This is a genomic window from Pseudorhizobium endolithicum (assembly GCF_902153245.2).
Classification (GTDB): Bacteria; Pseudomonadota; Alphaproteobacteria; order Rhizobiales; family Rhizobiaceae; genus Neorhizobium; species Neorhizobium endolithicum.
The window spans coordinates 1-17,997 of the sequence record NZ_CABFWF030000019.1; the positions used below are offsets into that span (position 1 = coordinate 1).

General features: G+C 60.6%; 14 protein-coding genes, 1 tRNA gene and 1 pseudogene. 1 reads left to right on the forward strand and 15 read right to left on the reverse strand.

All coding sequences use genetic code 11. The features are described 5' to 3' along the window. The 4 genes and pseudogenes from RTCK_RS20565 to rpsL all read right to left on the reverse strand — a co-directional run. Positions 1-79: pseudogene (locus RTCK_RS20565) on the reverse strand (GTP-binding protein); the annotation flags it as partial. A gap of 64 nt (positions 80-143) precedes the next feature. Beyond that, a complete protein-coding gene (fusA, locus tag RTCK_RS20570; RefSeq protein WP_142520912.1) occupies positions 144-2,243 on the reverse strand; it encodes an elongation factor G in 2,100 nt (699 codons plus the stop codon). Positions 2,244-2,276: 33 nt separating this feature from the next. After that, positions 2,277-2,747 (reverse strand): 30S ribosomal protein S7, encoded by a 471-nt coding sequence (rpsG, locus tag RTCK_RS20575; RefSeq protein WP_142520913.1) that lies wholly within the window; start codon positions 2,745-2,747, stop codon positions 2,277-2,279. An 81-nt stretch (positions 2,748-2,828) separates the two neighbouring features. Next, a complete protein-coding gene (gene rpsL / locus RTCK_RS20580) occupies positions 2,829-3,200 on the reverse strand; it encodes a 30S ribosomal protein S12 (RefSeq protein ID WP_003507760.1) in 372 nt (123 codons plus the stop codon). 478 nt (positions 3,201-3,678) lie between these two features. Between rpsL and RTCK_RS20585 the strand changes: the two genes are divergently transcribed. Then, entirely contained in the window at positions 3,679-3,975 is a 297-nt protein-coding gene (locus RTCK_RS20585; RefSeq protein WP_142520914.1) for a transcriptional regulator, read from the forward strand. 57 nt (positions 3,976-4,032) lie between these two features. On the opposite strand, the gene RTCK_RS20590 is transcribed toward RTCK_RS20585, so the two are convergent. The 11 genes from RTCK_RS20590 to RTCK_RS20640 all read right to left on the reverse strand — a co-directional run. Continuing rightward, entirely contained in the window at positions 4,033-5,094 is a 1,062-nt protein-coding gene (locus RTCK_RS20590) for a cytochrome-c peroxidase (protein ID WP_142520915.1), read from the reverse strand. Between the two features lie 163 nt (positions 5,095-5,257). Next, positions 5,258-9,466, reverse strand: coding sequence for a DNA-directed RNA polymerase subunit beta' (gene rpoC, locus RTCK_RS20595; RefSeq protein WP_142520916.1), 4,209 nt, complete (start codon positions 9,464-9,466; stop codon positions 5,258-5,260). Positions 9,467-9,653: 187 nt separating this feature from the next. After that, entirely contained in the window at positions 9,654-13,787 is a 4,134-nt protein-coding gene (gene rpoB / locus RTCK_RS20600) for a DNA-directed RNA polymerase subunit beta (RefSeq protein WP_142594262.1), read from the reverse strand. 249 nt (positions 13,788-14,036) lie between these two features. Then, on the reverse strand, positions 14,037-14,417 hold the full coding sequence (gene rplL / locus RTCK_RS20605; protein ID WP_142520918.1) for a 50S ribosomal protein L7/L12: 381 nt from the start codon (positions 14,415-14,417) through the stop codon (positions 14,037-14,039). 60 nt (positions 14,418-14,477) lie between these two features. Then, positions 14,478-14,996 (reverse strand): 50S ribosomal protein L10, encoded by a 519-nt coding sequence (gene rplJ / locus RTCK_RS20610; RefSeq protein ID WP_142520919.1) that lies wholly within the window; start codon positions 14,994-14,996, stop codon positions 14,478-14,480. Positions 14,997-15,333: 337 nt separating this feature from the next. Next, positions 15,334-16,029, reverse strand: coding sequence for a 50S ribosomal protein L1 (gene rplA / locus RTCK_RS20615; protein ID WP_142594263.1), 696 nt, complete (start codon positions 16,027-16,029; stop codon positions 15,334-15,336). A gap of 2 nt (positions 16,030-16,031) precedes the next feature. After that, positions 16,032-16,463 (reverse strand): 50S ribosomal protein L11, encoded by a 432-nt coding sequence (gene rplK / locus RTCK_RS20620; RefSeq protein WP_142520922.1) that lies wholly within the window; start codon positions 16,461-16,463, stop codon positions 16,032-16,034. Between the two features lie 146 nt (positions 16,464-16,609). Then, positions 16,610-17,140 (reverse strand): transcription termination/antitermination protein NusG, encoded by a 531-nt coding sequence (nusG, locus tag RTCK_RS20625; RefSeq protein ID WP_142520923.1) that lies wholly within the window; start codon positions 17,138-17,140, stop codon positions 16,610-16,612. A gap of 14 nt (positions 17,141-17,154) precedes the next feature. Further along, entirely contained in the window at positions 17,155-17,355 is a 201-nt protein-coding gene (gene secE / locus RTCK_RS20630; protein ID WP_142520924.1) for a preprotein translocase subunit SecE, read from the reverse strand. 194 nt (positions 17,356-17,549) lie between these two features. Continuing rightward, a tRNA-Trp gene (locus RTCK_RS20635) sits at positions 17,550-17,625 on the reverse strand. A 219-nt stretch (positions 17,626-17,844) separates the two neighbouring features. Further along, on the reverse strand, positions 17,845-17,997 hold a 153-nt coding region (locus RTCK_RS20640; RefSeq protein ID WP_456239064.1), incomplete at its 5' end, for an EF-Tu C-terminal domain-related protein.

Genomic DNA, 17,997 nt, shown 5'->3' on the forward strand with positions numbered 1-17,997 from the left:
ACGTCTTGCCGTGGTCAACGTGACCAATCGTGCCGATGTTGACGTGCGGCTTGGTCCGCTCAAACTTGCTCTTTGCCATTTCCGGCTCTCCGTTCTTTGCCCCTTGCGGGAGAATTCTCTATGGGTTCAGAGGGTTACCCCGGTCACTTCTGACCGGAGTACTTTGCCTGGATTTCCGTTGCCACGTTGGACGGTACCGGAGCGTAGTGGTCGAAGACCATCGAGTACTGCGCGCGGCCCTGGCTCATGGAGCGCAGGCTGTCAACGTACTTGAACATGTTCGCCAGCGGCACGTGAGCGTTGATGACGATCGCGATGCCCCGCTGTTCCTGGCCCTGGATCTGGCCGCGGCGGGAGTTCAGGTCACCAATCACGTCACCGACGTAATCCTCAGGCGTAACGACCTCAACCTTCATCATCGGCTCGAGGAGCTGCGCGCCGGCCTTCTTGGCTGCTTCACGGAAGCAGGCACGCGACGCGATTTCGAAGGCGAGAACCGAGGAGTCGACGTCGTGGAAGGCACCATCGATGAGGGTCGCCTTAACGCCCAGCATCGGGAAGCCAGCCAGCGGGCCGGAGGACAGGACGCTTTCGATGCCCTTCTGAACGCCCGGGATGTATTCCTTCGGAACAGCACCACCGACAATCTTGGACTCGAACACGAAATCTTCGCCATCCGGGTTCGGTTCGAAGACGATCTTGACGCGCGCAAACTGGCCGGTACCACCGGACTGCTTCTTGTGCGTGTAATCTTCTTCATGCTGGCGCGTAATCGTTTCGCGGTAAGCAACCTGCGGAGCGCCAACGGTTGCCTCGACCTTGAACTCGCGACGCATGCGGTCGACGAGAATGTCCAGGTGAAGCTCGCCCATGCCGGCGATGATGGTCTGGCCGGATTCGGTGTCGGTCTTGACGCGGAAGGACGGATCCTCGGCTGCCAGGCGATTGAGAGCGAGGCCCATCTTTTCCTGGTCGCCCTTGGTCTTCGGTTCGATCGCGATCTGAATGACCGGCTCCGGGAACTCCATGCGCTCAAGGATAACCGGCTTAAGGGGATCGCAGAGCGTGTCGCCCGTCGTGGTTTCCTTCAGCCCAGCAAGAGCAACGATGTCGCCAGCGAAGGCTTCCTCGATGTCTTCACGGCTGTTGGAGTGCATCTGCAACATGCGGCCGACGCGCTCGCGCTTGTCCTTGACCGTGTTCATGACGGACGAGCCCTTCTCGAGCTTGCCGGAATAGATACGGGCAAAGGTGAGCGAACCGACGAAGGGGTCGTTCATGATCTTGAACGCCAGCATCGACAGCGGCTCGGCGTCGTCAGCATGACGCTCGATTTCGCCTTCGGTCTTGACGTCGATGCCCTTGATCGCAGGAATATCGACCGGCGAAGGCAGGTAGTCGACGACCGCGTCCAGAAGCGGCTGAACGCCCTTGTTCTTGAAGGCGGTACCGCAGAAGACCGGATGGAACTTCACGTCGATCGTGCCGCGGCGAACCAGTTCGCGAATCTTGTCGTTATCCGGCATGTCGCCGTTCAGATAGGCTTCCATCGCTTCTTCGTCGATCTCGACAACAGTCTCGATCAGCTTCTCGCGATATTCTTCTGCCTTTGCCTTCAGGTCGTCCGGGATCTCAACAACATCCCACTGAGCACCCAGCGTCTCGTCGCGCCAAACAAGTGCGTTCATCTCGATGAGATCGACAACACCCTTGAACTCGGTTTCAGCGCCGATCGGGAGCTGCATCGCAACCGGGATCGCGCCCAGACGGGACTTGATCATGTCCAGGCAGCGGTAGAAGTCCGCGCCGGTCTTGTCCATCTTGTTGCAGAAGATCATGCGCGGAACATGATACTTCTCAGCCTGGCGCCAGACGGTTTCGGTCTGCGGCTCCACGCCGGCGTTGGAGTCGAGCAGCGCGACGGCACCGTCGAGAACGCGCAGCGAACGCTCGACTTCAATGGTGAAGTCGACGTGGCCGGGGGTGTCGATAATGTTGAAGCGACGGGTCTTGCCGTCACGGCCCTTCCAGAAGGTCGTGGTAGCAGCAGACGTGATGGTGATGCCGCGCTCCTGCTCCTGCTCCATCCAGTCCATCGTCGAGGCGCCATCATGGGTCTCGCCGATCTTGTGGTTCTTGCCGGTGTAGAACAAGATGCGCTCGGTCGTCGTCGTCTTGCCGGCATCGATATGCGCCATGATGCCGAAATTGCGGTAGTCTTCGATTTTATACTCGCGAGCCATAGGACTGCCTTTCGAAATTCGATCGGATGAAGATTACCAGCGGTAATGCGAGAAGGCGCGGTTGGCGTCTGCCATCTTGTGCGTATCTTCACGCTTCTTGACGGCGCTGCCGCGGTTGTTGGCGGCATCCATCAACTCACCCGAAAGGCGATCGATCATCGTGGTTTCGTTGCGCTTGCGGGCGGCGGCGATGAGCCACCGGATTGCAAGAGCCTGACGGCGCTCCGGACGAACATCGACCGGAACCTGATAGGTAGCGCCACCGACGCGGCGCGAACGGACTTCAACATGCGGAGCAACGTTGTCGAGGGCCTGGTGGAAGATTGCCAGGGGCTCCTGCTTTGCCTTGCTCTGCACGGCGTCGAACGCGCCATAGACAATACCTTCAGCCACGGACTTCTTGCCGTGGAGCATGATGGCATTCATGAACTTGGTGACGATCAGATCGCCGAACTTCGGGTCCGGGTTGATCTCACGCTTTTCTGCACTGTGACGTCGGGACATACTGCTCGTCTCTCAAAAGTTGCAGGCGCTTTATCACGCGGAGAACCTCGCGCAGCGCCGAATAAGATGAAACCCGAAGGATTACTTCGGACGCTTCGCACCGTACTTGGAGCGGCGCTGCTTGCGGTTCTTGACACCCTGGGTATCGAGAACGCCGCGGATGATGTGGTAGCGAACACCCGGCAAGTCCTTGACGCGGCCGCCGCGGATCATGACCACGGAGTGTTCCTGGAGGTTGTGGCCCTCGCCCGGAATGTAGCCGATGACTTCGAAGCCATTGGTCAGACGGATCTTGGCAACCTTACGAAGTGCCGAGTTCGGCTTCTTCGGGGTCGTGGTGTAGACGCGGGTGCAAACGCCGCGCTTCTGCGGATTCTCCTGCAGAGCAGGAACCTTGTTGCGCTTTACCTGTGCCTGACGCGGCTTACGGATCAGCTGGTTTACGGTAGGCATATAACCATCCCTTGCAAAATCTTCTTCCAAACCCTTTCGGGCCAATCTGATGCCGTCTCCGGCGGCGACACACCCTCATGCGCAAAACGTGGCCCTACCCGAACTCCGGATGGACCACAAAAGGCAGAGGACGCATTCCTCATGCGTCATGCGTGCAGCATTCGTGTCTTCAACGTGCGTCTGGAACCGCGTTTGAGACGTTCTCCGGGACGAGTCGTTCCGGACGGACAAGCCTCACGTCGCTTCCGATGGAGCGGCGTTTACTGTTTTAGCCCCTCCCCGTCAAGACCGACGGGGAAAATAATGGGCGGGAGGCCTTCAGGATCAATGGCTGCGACATAAAGTTAAGAAACCTGCAGCCATTCCGCAAGAGTCGGAATGGAGCTTGGAAAGCCGCCGCATCCCGGCTAGGGAATCGAATGACCATGCCTCCGGTTCGCCAGTATGGCGGCCGAATCCGGCAACAATGGAGAATCCGATGATCACCAATCCCGACAACGACAACAACCTCGAAGGGCCCATGGTGTTCATCATCATCGGCAAGGCCTACGAACAGAAGGACGGTCCCGGCATCGACATGCACATCCTGTTGCGTGCCCCGGACGACGATTCCGCCGTGCGCGAGGCGCTGAACGCTCTTTCGGAGGAAGGTTTCGTCGAAGCCGACCTGGACCAGATCGGACTGCTTCAGGAGGAGCCCGTGGAGGAGCCGCATGCCTCTGCCTATCAGGGCGCGCTCGAAGGCGAAGTGGCGATCATCCGCTTCGACGAGTAGTAAAAGAGGGGCACCCGCCGGCAAACCGGCGGGTGCCCCTTCCCTACCCCCAGGCCCTTAGTTGGACGTCGGGATGACGCTGATCGGCTTCGGCGTCTCGGCTGTCTCGGCCGGGAGGATCGGATAGGTGACCTCCGGCATCTTGCCCGTCAGCGAGTTGAGGAATGCGACGATGAGGTCGACCTCCTCACCCTGCAACTCCTCGCCCAGTTGGGCCGTGCCCATGACTGCGACCGCCTGCTTCAGATCCCATACCTTTCCCGAATGGAAGTACGGAGCCGTCAGCGCGATGTTGCGCAGCGGCGCAGCGCGGAAGACATAGGAGTCGTCGGCGGTGTTGGTCACCGCAAACCGGCCCTTGTCATTCTCCGGCAGCACGTCGGCACCGGGCTTCTCGATCAGTCCGAAGGGATAGTACCCCTCGCCGCCGACATTGATGCCGGCATGGCACGACGAGCATCCCTTGTCCATGAACAGGGCAAGCCCCTGCTTGGCTTCGGTGGTCATCGCATCATCGTCGCCGTTGAGGAAGGCGTCGAACGGCGCCGGCGTGATCAGCGTGGCTTCGAAGGCCTCGATGGCCTTGGCGAAGTTGTCGAAGGTAACCGGATCGGCCTCATCGGGGAACGCCTCCTTGAACCAGGTGACGTAGTCGGGCATCGACTTCAGCGTTGCGATGACGTTGTCCGGCGTGTTAGCCATTTCGACCCCCGCCTGAACGGGGCCCTTGGCCTGCGCCTTCAGATCTTCCGCGCGGCCGTCCCAGAACTGCGCGATGTTGAAGACAGCATTGAGCGCTGTTGGCGAGTTACGGGGCCCCTTCTGCCAGCCGTGGCCGATCGAGGTTTCTAGGTTGTCGTCCCCCCCCGTTGCCAGATTATGGCAGGAGTTGCACGAGAAGACACCTGATGCCGAGACGCGCGGATCAAAGAACAGTGCCTTACCCAGCGCGATCTTTTCCGGTGTGATCTTGTTGTCCTTCACCGACGGGATCGTCGATGGCAGCGGTTTGAAGAGTTCGAGTGCGGTTTCCCTCAGGTTTTCGGGAACCGGCTCGGCCGCAACGGCGGCAGTCGCCAGCACGACGCCAAGGGCGACCGACGACAAGAGCTTTTTCATTTTGAGCCTCCGTTCGTGATTGAACGAGTCTCTTTTTAAAAGCTTTCAAAACTACCGCGTTGCGGCAGGTCAATAGATTAGCAACCCCTAACGCGAAAACGCCCGGACATGTCCGGGCGCTTCATTATTCGGCAAGCGGTGCGGCATGCCGCACCGGCTGCGATCACTCGGCCGGCGTGTTCTCGCCGGACAGTTCCTGCAGCATGGGCGTCGCAGCCGAAGCACCGGAGCTCTTGCGGCGTTCCTCGATAATGAGGTCGTCGCGCGAGGTGGCGATGCGGCGGATCTGCGTCATGGTACCGCCGGTACCGGCCGGGATGAGGCGGCCGACGATGACGTTCTCCTTGAGACCCTGCAACGTGTCGGTCTTGCCCGCAATCGCAGCTTCCGTGAGGACCTTGGTGGTCTCCTGGAAGGATGCAGCCGAGATGAACGACGGCGTCTGCAGCGAGGCCTTGGTGATACCGAGAAGAACAGGCTCGCCCGCAGCCGGACGCTTGCCTTCCTCGATCAGGACCTCGTTGATATCGTCCAGTTCGATACGATCGACATTGTCGCCGACGATGTACTGGCTGTCGCCTGCATCGGTGATTTCCACCTTCTGCAGCATCTGGCGGACGATCACCTCGATGTGCTTGTCGTTGATGACAACGCCCTGCAGTCGGTAGACTTCCTGGATCTCGTTGACGAGGTAGGAGGCGAGAGCCTCCACGCCCTTGATCGCCAGGATGTCGTGCGGCGCAGGATTGCCGTCGAGGATGTAGTCGCCCTTCTCGATGTAGTCGCCATCCTGAAGATGGAAGGGCTTGCCCTTCGGGATCAGGTACTCGACCGGCTCGACACCGTCTTCCGCCGGCTCGATCATCACGCGACGCTTGTTCTTGTAGTCGCGGCCGAGGCGGATCGTACCATCGATCTCTGCGATGATGGCATGGTCCTTCGGACGGCGTGCTTCGAAGAGTTCAGCGACGCGCGGCAGACCACCGGTGATATCCTTCGTCTTGGCACTTTCCATCGGAACACGCGCAAGGACGTCACCCTGGCTGACCTTCTGGCCGGGCTCGACCGACAGGATCGCGTCGACCGACAGCATGAAGCGGGCTTCGCCACCACGGGCGAGCTTCATGATGTTGCCCGATGCGTCCTTGATGACGATCGCCGGCTTGAGGTCCGCTCCGCGCGGAGTCGAACGCCAGTCGATGACCTGACGCTTGGTGATGCCGGTCGATTCATCCGTGGACTCGGAGACGGAGATCGAGTCGACCACGTCTTCGAACTGAACGGTACCTTCGACTTCCGTCATCATCGGGCGGGTATAGGGGTCCCATTCCGCCAGACGCTGGCCACGCTTCACCTTGTCGCCGTCATCCACGAACAGCTTGGAGCCATAGGCAACCCGCTGGGACGACCGCTCGACACCGCGCTCGTCAAGAATGGTGATGGCCATGTTGCGGCCCATCGCCACCAGAACACCTTCCGAATTGCGGAGGATGTTGCGGTTCTTGATCTGCACCGTGCCCTCATAGGAGGCTTCCAGGAACGACTGGTCGACCACCGTCGCCGTACCACCCAGGTGGAAGGTACGCATGGTGAGCTGGGTGCCCGGCTCCCCGATCGACTGAGCCGCGATGACGCCGACCGCTTCGCCCATGTTGACCGGCGTACCGCGAGCAAGGTCGCGGCCGTAGCAGACCGAGCAGACGCCCGTCTGGACTTCGCAGGTCAGTGCCGAGCGGATGCGAACGGACTGGATACCCGCCTTCTCGATGTCGACGACATGCGGCTCCAGGATCATCTCGCCAGCCTTGACGATGTTCTCGCCGGTGACCGGGTTGTCGATGTCGTCCAGCGCTGTACGGCCCAGGATGCGAGCGCCCAGCGATGCAACGACCTGTCCGGCATCCACGATCGCCGTCATGGTCAAGCCACGCTCGGTGCCGCAGTCCGGGGTCACGACGATGCAATCCTGCGCGACGTCGACGAGACGACGGGTCAGGTAGCCCGAGTTTGCCGTCTTCAGGGCGGTGTCTGCGAGACCCTTACGGGCACCGTGAGTCGAGTTGAAGTACTCGTTCACGGTCAGGCCTTCCTTGAAGTTCGAGATGATCGGCGTCTCGATGATCTCGCCCGACGGCTTGGCCATCAGGCCGCGCATACCGCCCAGCTGGCGCATCTGGTTCGGAGAACCGCGGGCGCCCGAGTGAGACATCATGTAGATCGAGTTCATCGGCTTCTGACGACCGGTTTCCGGATCGAACTCGACGGCCTTAATGCGGGCCATCATCTCTTCGGCGACCTTTTCGGTCGCCTTGCCCCAGGCGTCGACAACCTTGTTGTACTTCTCACCCTGGGTGATCAGGCCGTCGTTGTACTGCTGCTCGTATTCCTTCACCAGGGCTTCGGTGTCACCGACGATCTTCGCCTTGGTTTCCGGGATGATCATGTCATCCTTGCCGAAGGAAATGCCGGCCTTGCAGGCGTTGGTGAAGCCAAGCTGCATGATCCGGTCGCAGAAGATCACCGTGTCCTTCTGGCCGCAGTGACGGTAGACCGTGTCGATCATCTTCGAGATGTTCTTCTTGGTCATTTCCTGGTTGCAGATGTCGAACGGCACGTTCGGATTCTTCGGCAGAAGTTCGCCGATAATCATCCGGCCGGGCGTGGTCTCGTAGATCTTCGAGACCGGGTTGCCGTTCTCGTCGACCGTCTTGTAGCGGCCCTTGATCTTGGCGTGCAGGGTGACGACCTTGTTCTCGAGCGCATGGTGCAGTTCGCCCATGTCTGAGAAGACCATGCCCTCACCCGGCTCGTTCTGGTTCTGAATCGACAGGTAGTAGAGGCCGAGAACCATGTCCTGCGAAGGAACGATGATCGGCGCGCCGTTTGCCGGATGCAGGATGTTGTTGGTCGACATCATCAGCACGCGGGCTTCGAGTTGGGCTTCGAGCGACAGCGGCACGTGCACGGCCATCTGGTCGCCGTCGAAGTCGGCGTTGAAGGCCGTGCAGACGAGCGGGTGCAACTGGATGGCCTTACCTTCGACCAGGATTGGTTCGAAGGCCTGGATACCCAGGCGGTGCAGCGTCGGCGCACGGTTCAGGAGAACCGGATGCTCGCGGATGACCTCGTCGAGGATATCCCAGACTTCCGGCTTTTCCTTCTCGACCAGTTTCTTGGCCTGCTTGACGGTCGAGGAATAACCCTTCGCGTCAAGACGTGCGTAGATGAACGGCTTGAAGAGCTCGAGCGCCATCTTCTTCGGCAGGCCGCACTGGTGCAGCTTGAGTTCCGGACCCGTCACGATGACCGAACGGCCGGAATAGTCGACGCGCTTGCCGAGCAGGTTCTGGCGGAAGCGGCCCTGCTTGCCCTTCAGCATGTCGGAGAGCGACTTCAGCGGACGCTTGTTGGCGCCGGTGATCACACGGCCGCGGCGGCCGTTGTCGAACAGCGCATCGACAGATTCCTGCAGCATGCGCTTTTCGTTGCGGATGATGATGCCCGGAGCGCGCAGTTCGATCAGGCGCTTCAGACGGTTGTTACGGTTGATGACGCGACGATAGAGATCGTTCAGGTCGGAGGTTGCGAAACGGCCACCATCGAGCGGAACCAGCGGACGCAGGTCCGGCGGGATCACCGGAACGACCTTCATGATCATCCATTCCGGGCGGTTGCCGGATTCAATGAAGTTCTCGACGATCTTCAGCCGCTTCATCAGCTTCTTCTGCTTCAAATCCGACGTCGTCTCGGCAAGCTCGGCGCGAAGGTCGCCCGCAATCTTGTCGAGGTTCATCGATGCGAGCATCTCATAGATCGCTTCCGCGCCGATCATCGCGGTGAACTGATCCTCGCCGAACTCGTCGACGGCGATCATATACTCTTCTTCCGAGAGAAGCTGGTTCTCCTTGAGCGAGGTCAGGCCCGGCTCCGTCACGATGTAGTTCTCGAAATAGAGAACGCGTTCGACATCCTTCAGGGTCATATCCAGAAGGGTGGCGATACGGGACGGAAGCGACTTCAGGAACCAGATGTGGGCAACCGGAGCGGCCAGCTCGATGTGACCCATGCGTTCGCGGCGGACGCGCGACAGCGTGACTTCGACGCCGCACTTTTCGCAGATGATGCCCTTGTACTTCATGCGCTTGTACTTGCCGCACAGGCACTCGTAGTCCTTGATCGGGCCAAAGATGCGCGCGCAGAAGAGACCGTCACGCTCAGGCTTGAACGTACGGTAGTTGATGGTCTCCGGCTTTTTGATTTCGCCGTAGGACCAGGAGAGAATCTTCTCAGGGGACGCGATCGAAATACGGATCGAATCGAAGTGCTGTGCCGGCACCTGCGGGTTGAAAAGATTCATGACCTCTTGGTTCATGCCTATCTCCTTATGGGGCGAGGAGCCCTCAGCTTGCGATCGTGACCCACCTCATTCCCGGGGCGGCGGATCCGACGCTCAAAAACGGTCTTAGCCGCGAAATGCGGCGAAACTTCCCCTGCCCTTCCTGTTCCGTCCGGGCGAGGGACAGGCGCGCGCAGCAATACCGCGCGCGCCCTGTCGGAGATTATTCGGCTGCGTCCGGCAGCGCTGCGGCAGCCTCGTCGACCTTCGAGTTCTCGAGCTCGACGGACAGGCCCAGCGACCGCATTTCCTTGACGAGAACGTTGAAGCTCTCCGGAATGCCCGCCTCGAAGGTGTCGTCGCCGCGGACGATCGCCTCGTAGACCTTGGTACGGCCGGCTACGTCGTCCGACTTCACGGTCAGCATTTCCTGCAGCGTGTAGGCGGCACCATAGGCTTCCAGAGCCCAGACCTCCATTTCGCCGAAGCGCTGGCCGCCGAACTGCGCCTTACCACCAAGCGGCTGCTGGGTGACGAGCGAGTACGGGCCGATCGAACGGGCGTGGATCTTGTCGTCCACAAGGTGGTTCAACTTGATCATGTACATGTAGCCCACGGTGACCTTGCGGTCGAAGGCTTCGCCAGTCCGGCCATCGTAGAGGACCGACTGACCGGACTCATGGAGCCCCGCCTTCTTCAGCATCGCCGCAACATCAGGCTCATGCGCACCGTCGAAGACCGGCGTCGCAATCGACACGCCACGCTTGGACTGCTCGGCGAGACGAACAAGCGACTCATCGTCGAAGTTTGCCACCTCGTCATTGGCCATGCTGGCGTAGGTTTCCCTCAGCTCGCGCTTCAGGTCGGTGATGTCGTTCGACTTCTTGTACTCTTCGAGCATCTCGCCGATGCGCTTGCCCATTCCGGCGCAAGCCCAGGCCAGGTGCGTCTCGAGGATCTGGCCGACGTTCATGCGCGACGGCACGCCGAGCGGGTTCAGGACGATGTCGACATGCGTGCCGTCTTCGAGGAACGGCATGTCCTCGACCGGAACGATGCGCGACACGACACCCTTGTTGCCGTGACGGCCGGCCATCTTGTCGCCCGGCTGGATCTTGCGCTTCACAGCGACGAAGACCTTGACCATCTTCATGACGCCCGGAGGCATTTCGTCGCCGCGCTGGACCTTCTCGACCTTGTCCATGAAGCGCTGCTCAAGGCGCGACTTGGACTCGTCGTACTGGGCCCGCAGGGCTTCGATCTCGGCCTGGACCTTCTCGTCCTCGACGGCGAACATCCACCACTGCGACCGCGGATATTCCGAGACCACATTGTTGGAGAGGTCGACGCCCTTCTTGAAGCCCTTCGGACCTGCGACGGACTTCTGCCCGCGCAGCATCTCGATCAGGCGGCCGTAGACGTTACGGTCGAGGATCGCCTGCTCGTCGTCGCGGTCCTTGGCAAGACGCTCGATTTCCTCGCGCTCGATCGCCATCGCGCGCTCGTCCTTCTCCACGCCGTGGCGGTTGAAGACGCGAACTTCGACGACCGTGCCGAACGTGCCCGGAGGCATGCGCATGGAGGTGTCGCGGACGTCGGAGGCCTTTTCACCGAAGATGGCGCGCAGAAGCTTTTCTTCCGGCGTCATCGGGCTTTCGCCCTTCGGCGTGATCTTGCCGACGAGGATGTCGCCCGGCTGAACCTCAGCACCGATGTAGACGATACCCGCTTCATCGAGGTTCTTCAGCGCTTCTTCCGATACGTTCGGGATGTCGCGCGTGATTTCTTCCGGACCAAGCTTGGTGTCACGCGCCATCACTTCGAATTCCTCGATGTGAATGGATGTGAACACGTCGTCCGACACGATGCGCTCGGAGAGCAGGATCGAGTCTTCGTAGTTGTAGCCGTTCCAGGGCATGAACGCGACGAGCGCGTTGCGGCCGAGAGCCAGGTCGCCGAGGTCGGTCGACGGACCGTCCGCGATGATGTCGCCCTTGTTCAGAACGTCGCCGACGGCGACCAGCGGACGCTGGTTGACGCAGGTGTTTTGGTTGGAACGCTGGAACTTCTGCAGGCGGTAGATGTCGACGCCGGACTTGCCGGCTTCGAGATCTTCCGTGGCGCGGATAACGATACGCGTCGCGTCCACCTGGTCGACCACCCCGCCGCGGCGTGCGGCGATGGCAGCGCCGGAGTCACGAGCCACGACCGGCTCCATGCCGGTGCCGACGAACGGCGCTTCGGCACGGACCAGCGGAACGGCCTGGCGCTGCATGTTCGAGCCCATGAGGGCGCGGTTGGCGTCGTCGTTTTCCAGGAACGGGATCAGCGCGGCTGCGACCGAAACGAGCTGCTTCGGCGAGACGTCCATCAGGTTGATGGTTTCCCGCGGCGACAGCATCACTTCGCCGGCATGACGGCAGACCACGAACTCTTCGGAGAACGAGCCGTCCTCGTTCAGCGGCGCGTTCGCCTGCGCGACGTAGTACTTCGCCTCTTCCATGGCGGAGAGGTAAAGCACGTCGTTGGTGACCTTGCCGTCCACGATCTTGCGGTACGGACTTTCGATGAATCCGTACTTGTTGACGCGGGCGAAGGTTGCAAGCGAGTTGATCAGACCGATGTTCGGGCCTTCCGGCGTCTCGATCGGGCAGATACGGCCGTAATGGGTCGGGTGAACGTCGCGGACTTCGAAGCCTGCGCGCTCACGGGTGAGGCCACCCGGACCAAGGGCCGAAAGACGGCGCTTGTGGGTGATTTCCGAGAGCGGGTTCACCTGGTCCATGAACTGCGACAACTGCGAGGAGCCGAAGAACTCACGCACGGCAGCGGCGGCCGGCTTGGCGTTGATCAGATCCTGCGGCATGACGGTATCGATCTCGATCGACGACATGCGCTCCTTGATCGCGCGCTCCATGCGGAGCAGGCCAAGGCGATACTGGTTCTCCATCAGTTCGCCGACCGAGCGGACACGGCGGTTGCCGAGGTTGTCGATATCGTCGATCTCGCCCTTGCCGTCGCGCAGTTCGACCAGCATCTTGACCACGGCCAGGATGTCTTCCTTGCGCAGCGTGCGGACGGTGTCCGGAGCGTCGAGATCGAGACGCATGTTCATCTTCACGCGGCCGACGGCGGAGAGGTCGTAGCGCTCCGCATCGAAGAACAGCGAGTTGAACATGGCTTCCGCCGATTCCATGGTCGGCGGCTCGCCCGGACGCATGACGCGGTAGATGTCGAAGAGCGCGTCCTGGCGGTTCTCGTTCTTGTCCGCCGAGAGCGTGTTGCGGATGTAGGCGCCGACGTTGATGTGGTCGATGCCGAGAACCGGGATTTCGGTAAAGCCCGCATCCAGGATCACCGGAAGCGTCTTCTCGTCGATCTCGTCGCCCGCCTCGAGATAGATCTCGCCGGTCTCGACGTTGACGATGTCTTCGGCGAGGTAGTTGCCATAGAGGTCGTCGTTGGAGGCCTTGAGCGCCTTCAGGCCCTTGTCCGTCAACTGGCGGAGAAGGCGCGGGGTCAGCTTCTTGCCCGCTTCCACCACGACTTCGCCGGTATCCGCGTCGATCATGTCGGAGAGCGCCTTGGCACCCTTCAGCGTCTCGGGCTGGAACGGAATGCGCCAGCCGTCGCCGTCACGCACATAGTCGGACTTCGTGTAGAAGGTGGACAGGATGTCCTCGCCGTCCATGCCGAGCGCCATCAAGAGCGACGTCACCGGAATCTTGCGGCGACGGTCGATTCGGGCATAGACGATATCCTTGGCGTCGAACTCGATGTCGAGCCAGGAACCGCGATACGGGATCACGCGGGCAGCGAAGAGCAGCTTGCCGGAAGAATGACTCTTGCCCTTGTCGTGGTCGAAGAAGACGCCCGGCGAGCGGTGCATCTGGGACACGATGACGCGCTCGGTGCCGTTCACGATGAACGTCCCATTGTCGGTCATCAGAGGCATGTCGCCCATGTAGACGGACTGTTCCTTGATGTCCTTAATGGACTTCGCGCCGGTATCCTCGTCGATATCGAACACGATCAGGCGAAGCGTCACCTTCAGCGGTGCCGCATAGGTCAGGTCGCGCTGGCGGCATTCCTCGACGTCGAACTTCGGCGGCTCGAATTCGTAGGAGACGAATTCCAGCATGGAAGCGCCGGAGAAATCGGTGATCGGGAAGACCGACTTGAAGACGGCGTTCAGTCCCTCGTCAGGACGACCACCCTCGGGCTCCTCCACCATGAGGAACTGATCGTAGGATGCCTTCTGAACCTCGATGAGGTTCGGCATCTCTGTGACTTCGGGGATTTTACCAAAAAACTTGCGTACGCGCCTGCGACCATTGAACGAAAGGGTCTGAGCCATCGTCGCTCCTTCAAAAAATGCATCCGGGCCTGCAACGGACGGGTCTCGCTGGCCAGTCGATCCCGTCGAACATGGGCGTCAATCTCGTCCCTCTTCCCGAGCCGCCGGCCGGAGTGCCGATCGCCTCAAGGGGGGACCATCCTCTTGAGAACCCATTACCCAAAAGCCGTTTCACGGGCTTTTGGGTAAAAAGTTCAAAGGGAATGAGCGATGGGAGAGGATTGGCGCCCTCTCCCGCCGTATTCCAGATTACTTGACGTCGACCTTGGCGCCGGCTTCCTCAAGCTTCTTCTTGAGGTCAGCGGCTTCAGCCTTGGATACGCCTTCCTTGACCGGCTTCGGAGCGCCTTCGACCAGGTCCTTGGCTTCCTTGAGGCCGAGGCCGGTGATGCCGCGGACTTCCTTGATGACGTTGATCTTGTTGGCGCCAGCGTCCGTGAGGATGACGTCGAACTCGGTCTTTTCTTCTTCAGCCGGAGCAGCAGCGCCAGCAGCACCGCCAGCGGCAGCAACAGCTACCGGAGCAGCAGCGGAAACGCCCCACTTCTCTTCGAGCATCTTGGACAGCTCAGCAGCTTCCAGGACGGTCAGGGCGGAGAGGTCTTCAACGATCTTTGCGAGATCAGCCATTTTACTAGTTCCTTTTGTATTCGGTTCGAACTGGTTTGATTTCTACAGCGAAAAACCGCCTTACGCGGCTTCGTCCTTCTTTGCATAGGCCGCAAAAACGCGGGCAAGCTGGCCTGCCGGTGCCTGAACGACGCCTGCAATGCGGGTTGCCGGGGTCTGAATCATACCCAGCAGCTTCGCGCGCAGTTCGTCCAGCGAAGGCAGGGTCGCAAGCGACTTGACGCCTTCCGCGTTAAGCGTGGTCGATCCCATGGCGCCGCCGAGAATAACGACCTTGTCGTTGGTCTTGGCGAAGTCCGAGACAACCTTAGGAGCGGTGATCGGGTCATTGCTGTAAGCAATGAGTGTCTGACCCTTAAACAGGTCCGACATCCCTTCCGACTCCGTGCCCTGAAGAGCGATCTTGGCCAGACGGTTCTTCGCGACTTTGACGGTGCCGCCAGCAGCGCGCATCTTCGAACGGAAGTCGTTCATTTGCGCAACTGTGACACCAGCATAGTGGGCCACGACAACCGAACCGGAAGCCTTGAAGACTTCGTTCAGCTCCGTGACGAATTCGCGCTTTTCCGCTCTTTCCACTGTCTGTCTCCAGTTGACGGGACCGCAATCCTGCAGGCCCCATCGGTTTGCCTTTGCCCCAAGGGATCTCTCATTCAAGATCCCAAGCGACGCTTGAGGATCCTGTCCCCTCGCTCTGTCGCCGAAGCGGCTCCAGGCACAAGGCACACAAGGCTCGAACCGAACATCCGGACACCGAAGTCCGAGATGAAATCCGTTCTTACCCGTCTCATGCAGGCAAAGTGATTAAGGTCGAACCACCTGCAATCTCGGACAGGAAATCCAGGTTTCCCTGGACATTCCCGGCCCCAAGGGACCGGGAATTCTTGCTAGCCCGGGCAAGCCCGGGAATTCGTGATCAGGCCGTGACGGTCGACGGGTCGATCTTGACGCCCGGGCCCATGGTCGAGGAGATCGCTACGCGCTTGACGTAGTTGCCCTTGGCACCGGCCGGCTTTGCCTTGACGACGGCGTCGGCAAAGGCCTTGATGTTCTCTTCGAGCGCCTTGGCGTCGAAGGACGCCTTGCCGATGCCGGCATGGACGATACCAGCCTTCTCGACACGGAATTCGACGGCACCGCCCTTGGAGGCCTTGACGGCACCCGCAACGTCCATGGTGACCGTGCCGACCTTCGGGTTCGGCATCATGCCACGCGGGCCGAGCACCTTCCCGAGACGGCCGACCAGCGGCATCATGTCAGGGGTGGCGATGCAGCGATCGAAATCGATCTTGCCGCCCTGGACGATCTCCAGCAGGTCTTCCGCACCGACGATGTCGGCGCCGGCAGCCTTGGCTTCGTCAGCCTTGGCACCGCGAGCGAAGACGGCGACGCGGACGTCACGGCCCGTGCCGTTCGGCAGGTTCACCACGCCACGAACCATCTGGTCGGCATGACGGGGATCAACGCCGAGGTTCATCGCGATTTCGACGGTTTCGTCGAACTTCGCGGTCGCCCGCTCCTTGACCAGGGAAATCGCATCGGTCAGCGCGACCAGCTTGGTCGGATCGATGCCTTCACGGATCTTCTGAATACGCTTTGCAAGCTTAGCCATGATCAAGCCACCACTTCCAGGCCCATGGACCGGGCAGAGCCCTCGACCATTGCCATTGCGCCTTCGATATCGGCTGCGTTGAGATCCTTCATCTTGGCTTCAGCGATCGAACGCACCTGAGCCTTGGTGATGGTGCCGGCCTTGCCGCCCTTGCCGGGCGTCTTGGAACCGGACTGGATCTTCGCTTCCTTCTTCAGCCAGTAGGTGACCGGCGGCTGCTTCATCGCGAAGGTGAAGGACTTGTCCTGGTAATAGGTGATGACGCACGGAATCGGCATCCCCTTTTCCATTTCCTGCGTGGCGGCATTGAACGCCTTGCAGAATTCCATGATGTTAATGCCACGCTGACCAAGTGCGGGGCCAATCGGCGGGGACGGGTTCGCCGATCCTGCCTTGACCTGCAGCTTGAGCTGGCCTGCTACCTTCTTAGCCATTTCTCTCTGCCTTTCTACTCTGGCCGGATATCCGGCCGACGATTGCCGGCCATGCCGGCGGCTGCGGTTGCGTGGTGCGTCCGGTTAAGGCCCGGCTTCAGGCCGCCGTCTCCCACGCGTATCGGGAGGTCTCCCTCCCTTTCCGATCAGACCTTTTCGACCTGACCGTATTCCAGTTCGACCGGGGTGGCGCGCCCGAAGATCGACACCTCGACCTTGAGACGCGAGCGCTCCTCGTCAACATCCTGCACGACGCCGTTGAACGAGGCGAACGGCCCGTCGGACACCCGAACCTGCTCGCCGATCTCGAAGCTGATCGAGGACTTCGGCCGCTCGACACCTTCCTGAACCTGACCCAGGATGCGCTCGGCCTCGAAGTCCGGGATCGGAACTGGCTTCGAATCGGAACCGAGGAATCCGGTCACCTTCGGCGTATTCTTGATCAGGTGGTAGGCTTCGTCGGTGAGGTTCGCCCGCACCAGCACATAGCCGGGGAAGAACTTGCGCTCGGAATCCACCTTGCGGCCGCGACGGACCTCGACCACCTTCTCGGTCGGCACCAGGATCTTCTCGAAGAGATGGTCAAGGCCCTTCTGGCGCGCCTTGTTCTCGATGTCCTCTGCGACCTTCTTCTCAAAATTCGAATATGCGTGGACGATGTACCAACGCGCCGCCATCTTCATCTCCACAATCAGTTGCCGACGTTCAGCACGAGGCCGATCAGCCAGCCGATAAGCTGGTCAGCAGCAAAGAAAAACAGCGCAGCGAAAATGACCATCAGCAGGACCATTGCGGTGGAGATCATCGTCTCGCGGCGCGACGGCCATGTAATCTTGGATGCTTCCGAGCGAACCTGCTGCAGAAACTGTACTGGGTTGGTCTTGGAAGCCATCGATGTCCACGCCATTACGGCACGTAAAGCTGATCTCGTTCAGCCCCACGCACCGCGTGTCTGTTTTGCCCTACATAAACATCCATTCCCGCTTTAACAAGAGGAAATCGATGCCCGATGAAAACATCAGCCTTTCCGGCCGATGGCCCCGCCCTTCGATGCCGCAGCGAACCGCAGCGCGCAACAAGAAGGACTGGCAGGGGCAGAGGGGCTCGAACCCCCGACCTGCGGTTTTGGAGACCGCCGCTCTACCAACTGAGCTATACCCCTTCACGATTCCGCAACGCTTGAGCGCCGCCGGAACACGCGGCTTCATATTCAACTTGCCCGGCGATGACAAGCACTAATCGGCGGAAAAAGTACTGCCTGAGGACTTTGATCGGCGGGCGCGGTGTCACCGCCTAGAGACCATCTTCCCGCAGGCCGTAAAACGGAAAAGCCCCCGCCGTTTCCGACGGGGGCCTGCTGCTCCCTTGCGGGAGAAGCCGATTACTCGACGATCGAAGCGACGATGCCGGCGCCGACGGTGCGGCCGCCTTCGCGGATCGCGAAGCGCAGCTTCTCTTCCATCGCGATCGGAACGATCAGCTCGACGTCAACCGTCACGTTGTCGCCCGGCATAACCATTGCCGTGCCTTCCGG

Bases quoted from the DNA above. Each gene is read 5' to 3' on its own strand.
- secE (WP_142520924.1), bottom strand. From the start codon at position 17,355: ATGGCTTCCAAGACCAACCCAGTACAGTTTCTGCAGCAGGTTCGCTCG.
- RTCK_RS20585 (WP_142520914.1), top strand. From the start codon at position 3,679: ATGATCACCAATCCCGACAACGACAACAACCTCGAAGGGCCCATGGTG.
- rpsL (WP_003507760.1), bottom strand. From the start codon at position 3,200: ATGCCTACCGTAAACCAGCTGATCCGTAAGCCGCGTCAGGCACAGGTA.
- rpsG (WP_142520913.1), bottom strand. From the start codon at position 2,747: ATGTCCCGACGTCACAGTGCAGAAAAGCGTGAGATCAACCCGGACCCG.
- rplK (WP_142520922.1), bottom strand. From the start codon at position 16,463: ATGGCTAAGAAGGTAGCAGGCCAGCTCAAGCTGCAGGTCAAGGCAGGA.
- rpoC (WP_142520916.1), bottom strand. From the start codon at position 9,466: ATGAACCAAGAGGTCATGAATCTTTTCAACCCGCAGGTGCCGGCACAG.
- rplA (WP_142594263.1), bottom strand. From the start codon at position 16,029: ATGGCTAAGCTTGCAAAGCGTATTCAGAAGATCCGTGAAGGCATCGAT.
- rplL (WP_142520918.1), bottom strand. From the start codon at position 14,417: ATGGCTGATCTCGCAAAGATCGTTGAAGACCTCTCCGCCCTGACCGTC.
- fusA (WP_142520912.1), bottom strand. From the start codon at position 2,243: ATGGCTCGCGAGTATAAAATCGAAGACTACCGCAATTTCGGCATCATG.
- nusG (WP_142520923.1), bottom strand. From the start codon at position 17,140: ATGGCGGCGCGTTGGTACATCGTCCACGCATATTCGAATTTTGAGAAG.
- rpoB (WP_142594262.1), bottom strand. From the start codon at position 13,787: ATGGCTCAGACCCTTTCGTTCAATGGTCGCAGGCGCGTACGCAAGTTT.
- RTCK_RS20590 (WP_142520915.1), bottom strand. From the start codon at position 5,094: ATGAAAAAGCTCTTGTCGTCGGTCGCCCTTGGCGTCGTGCTGGCGACT.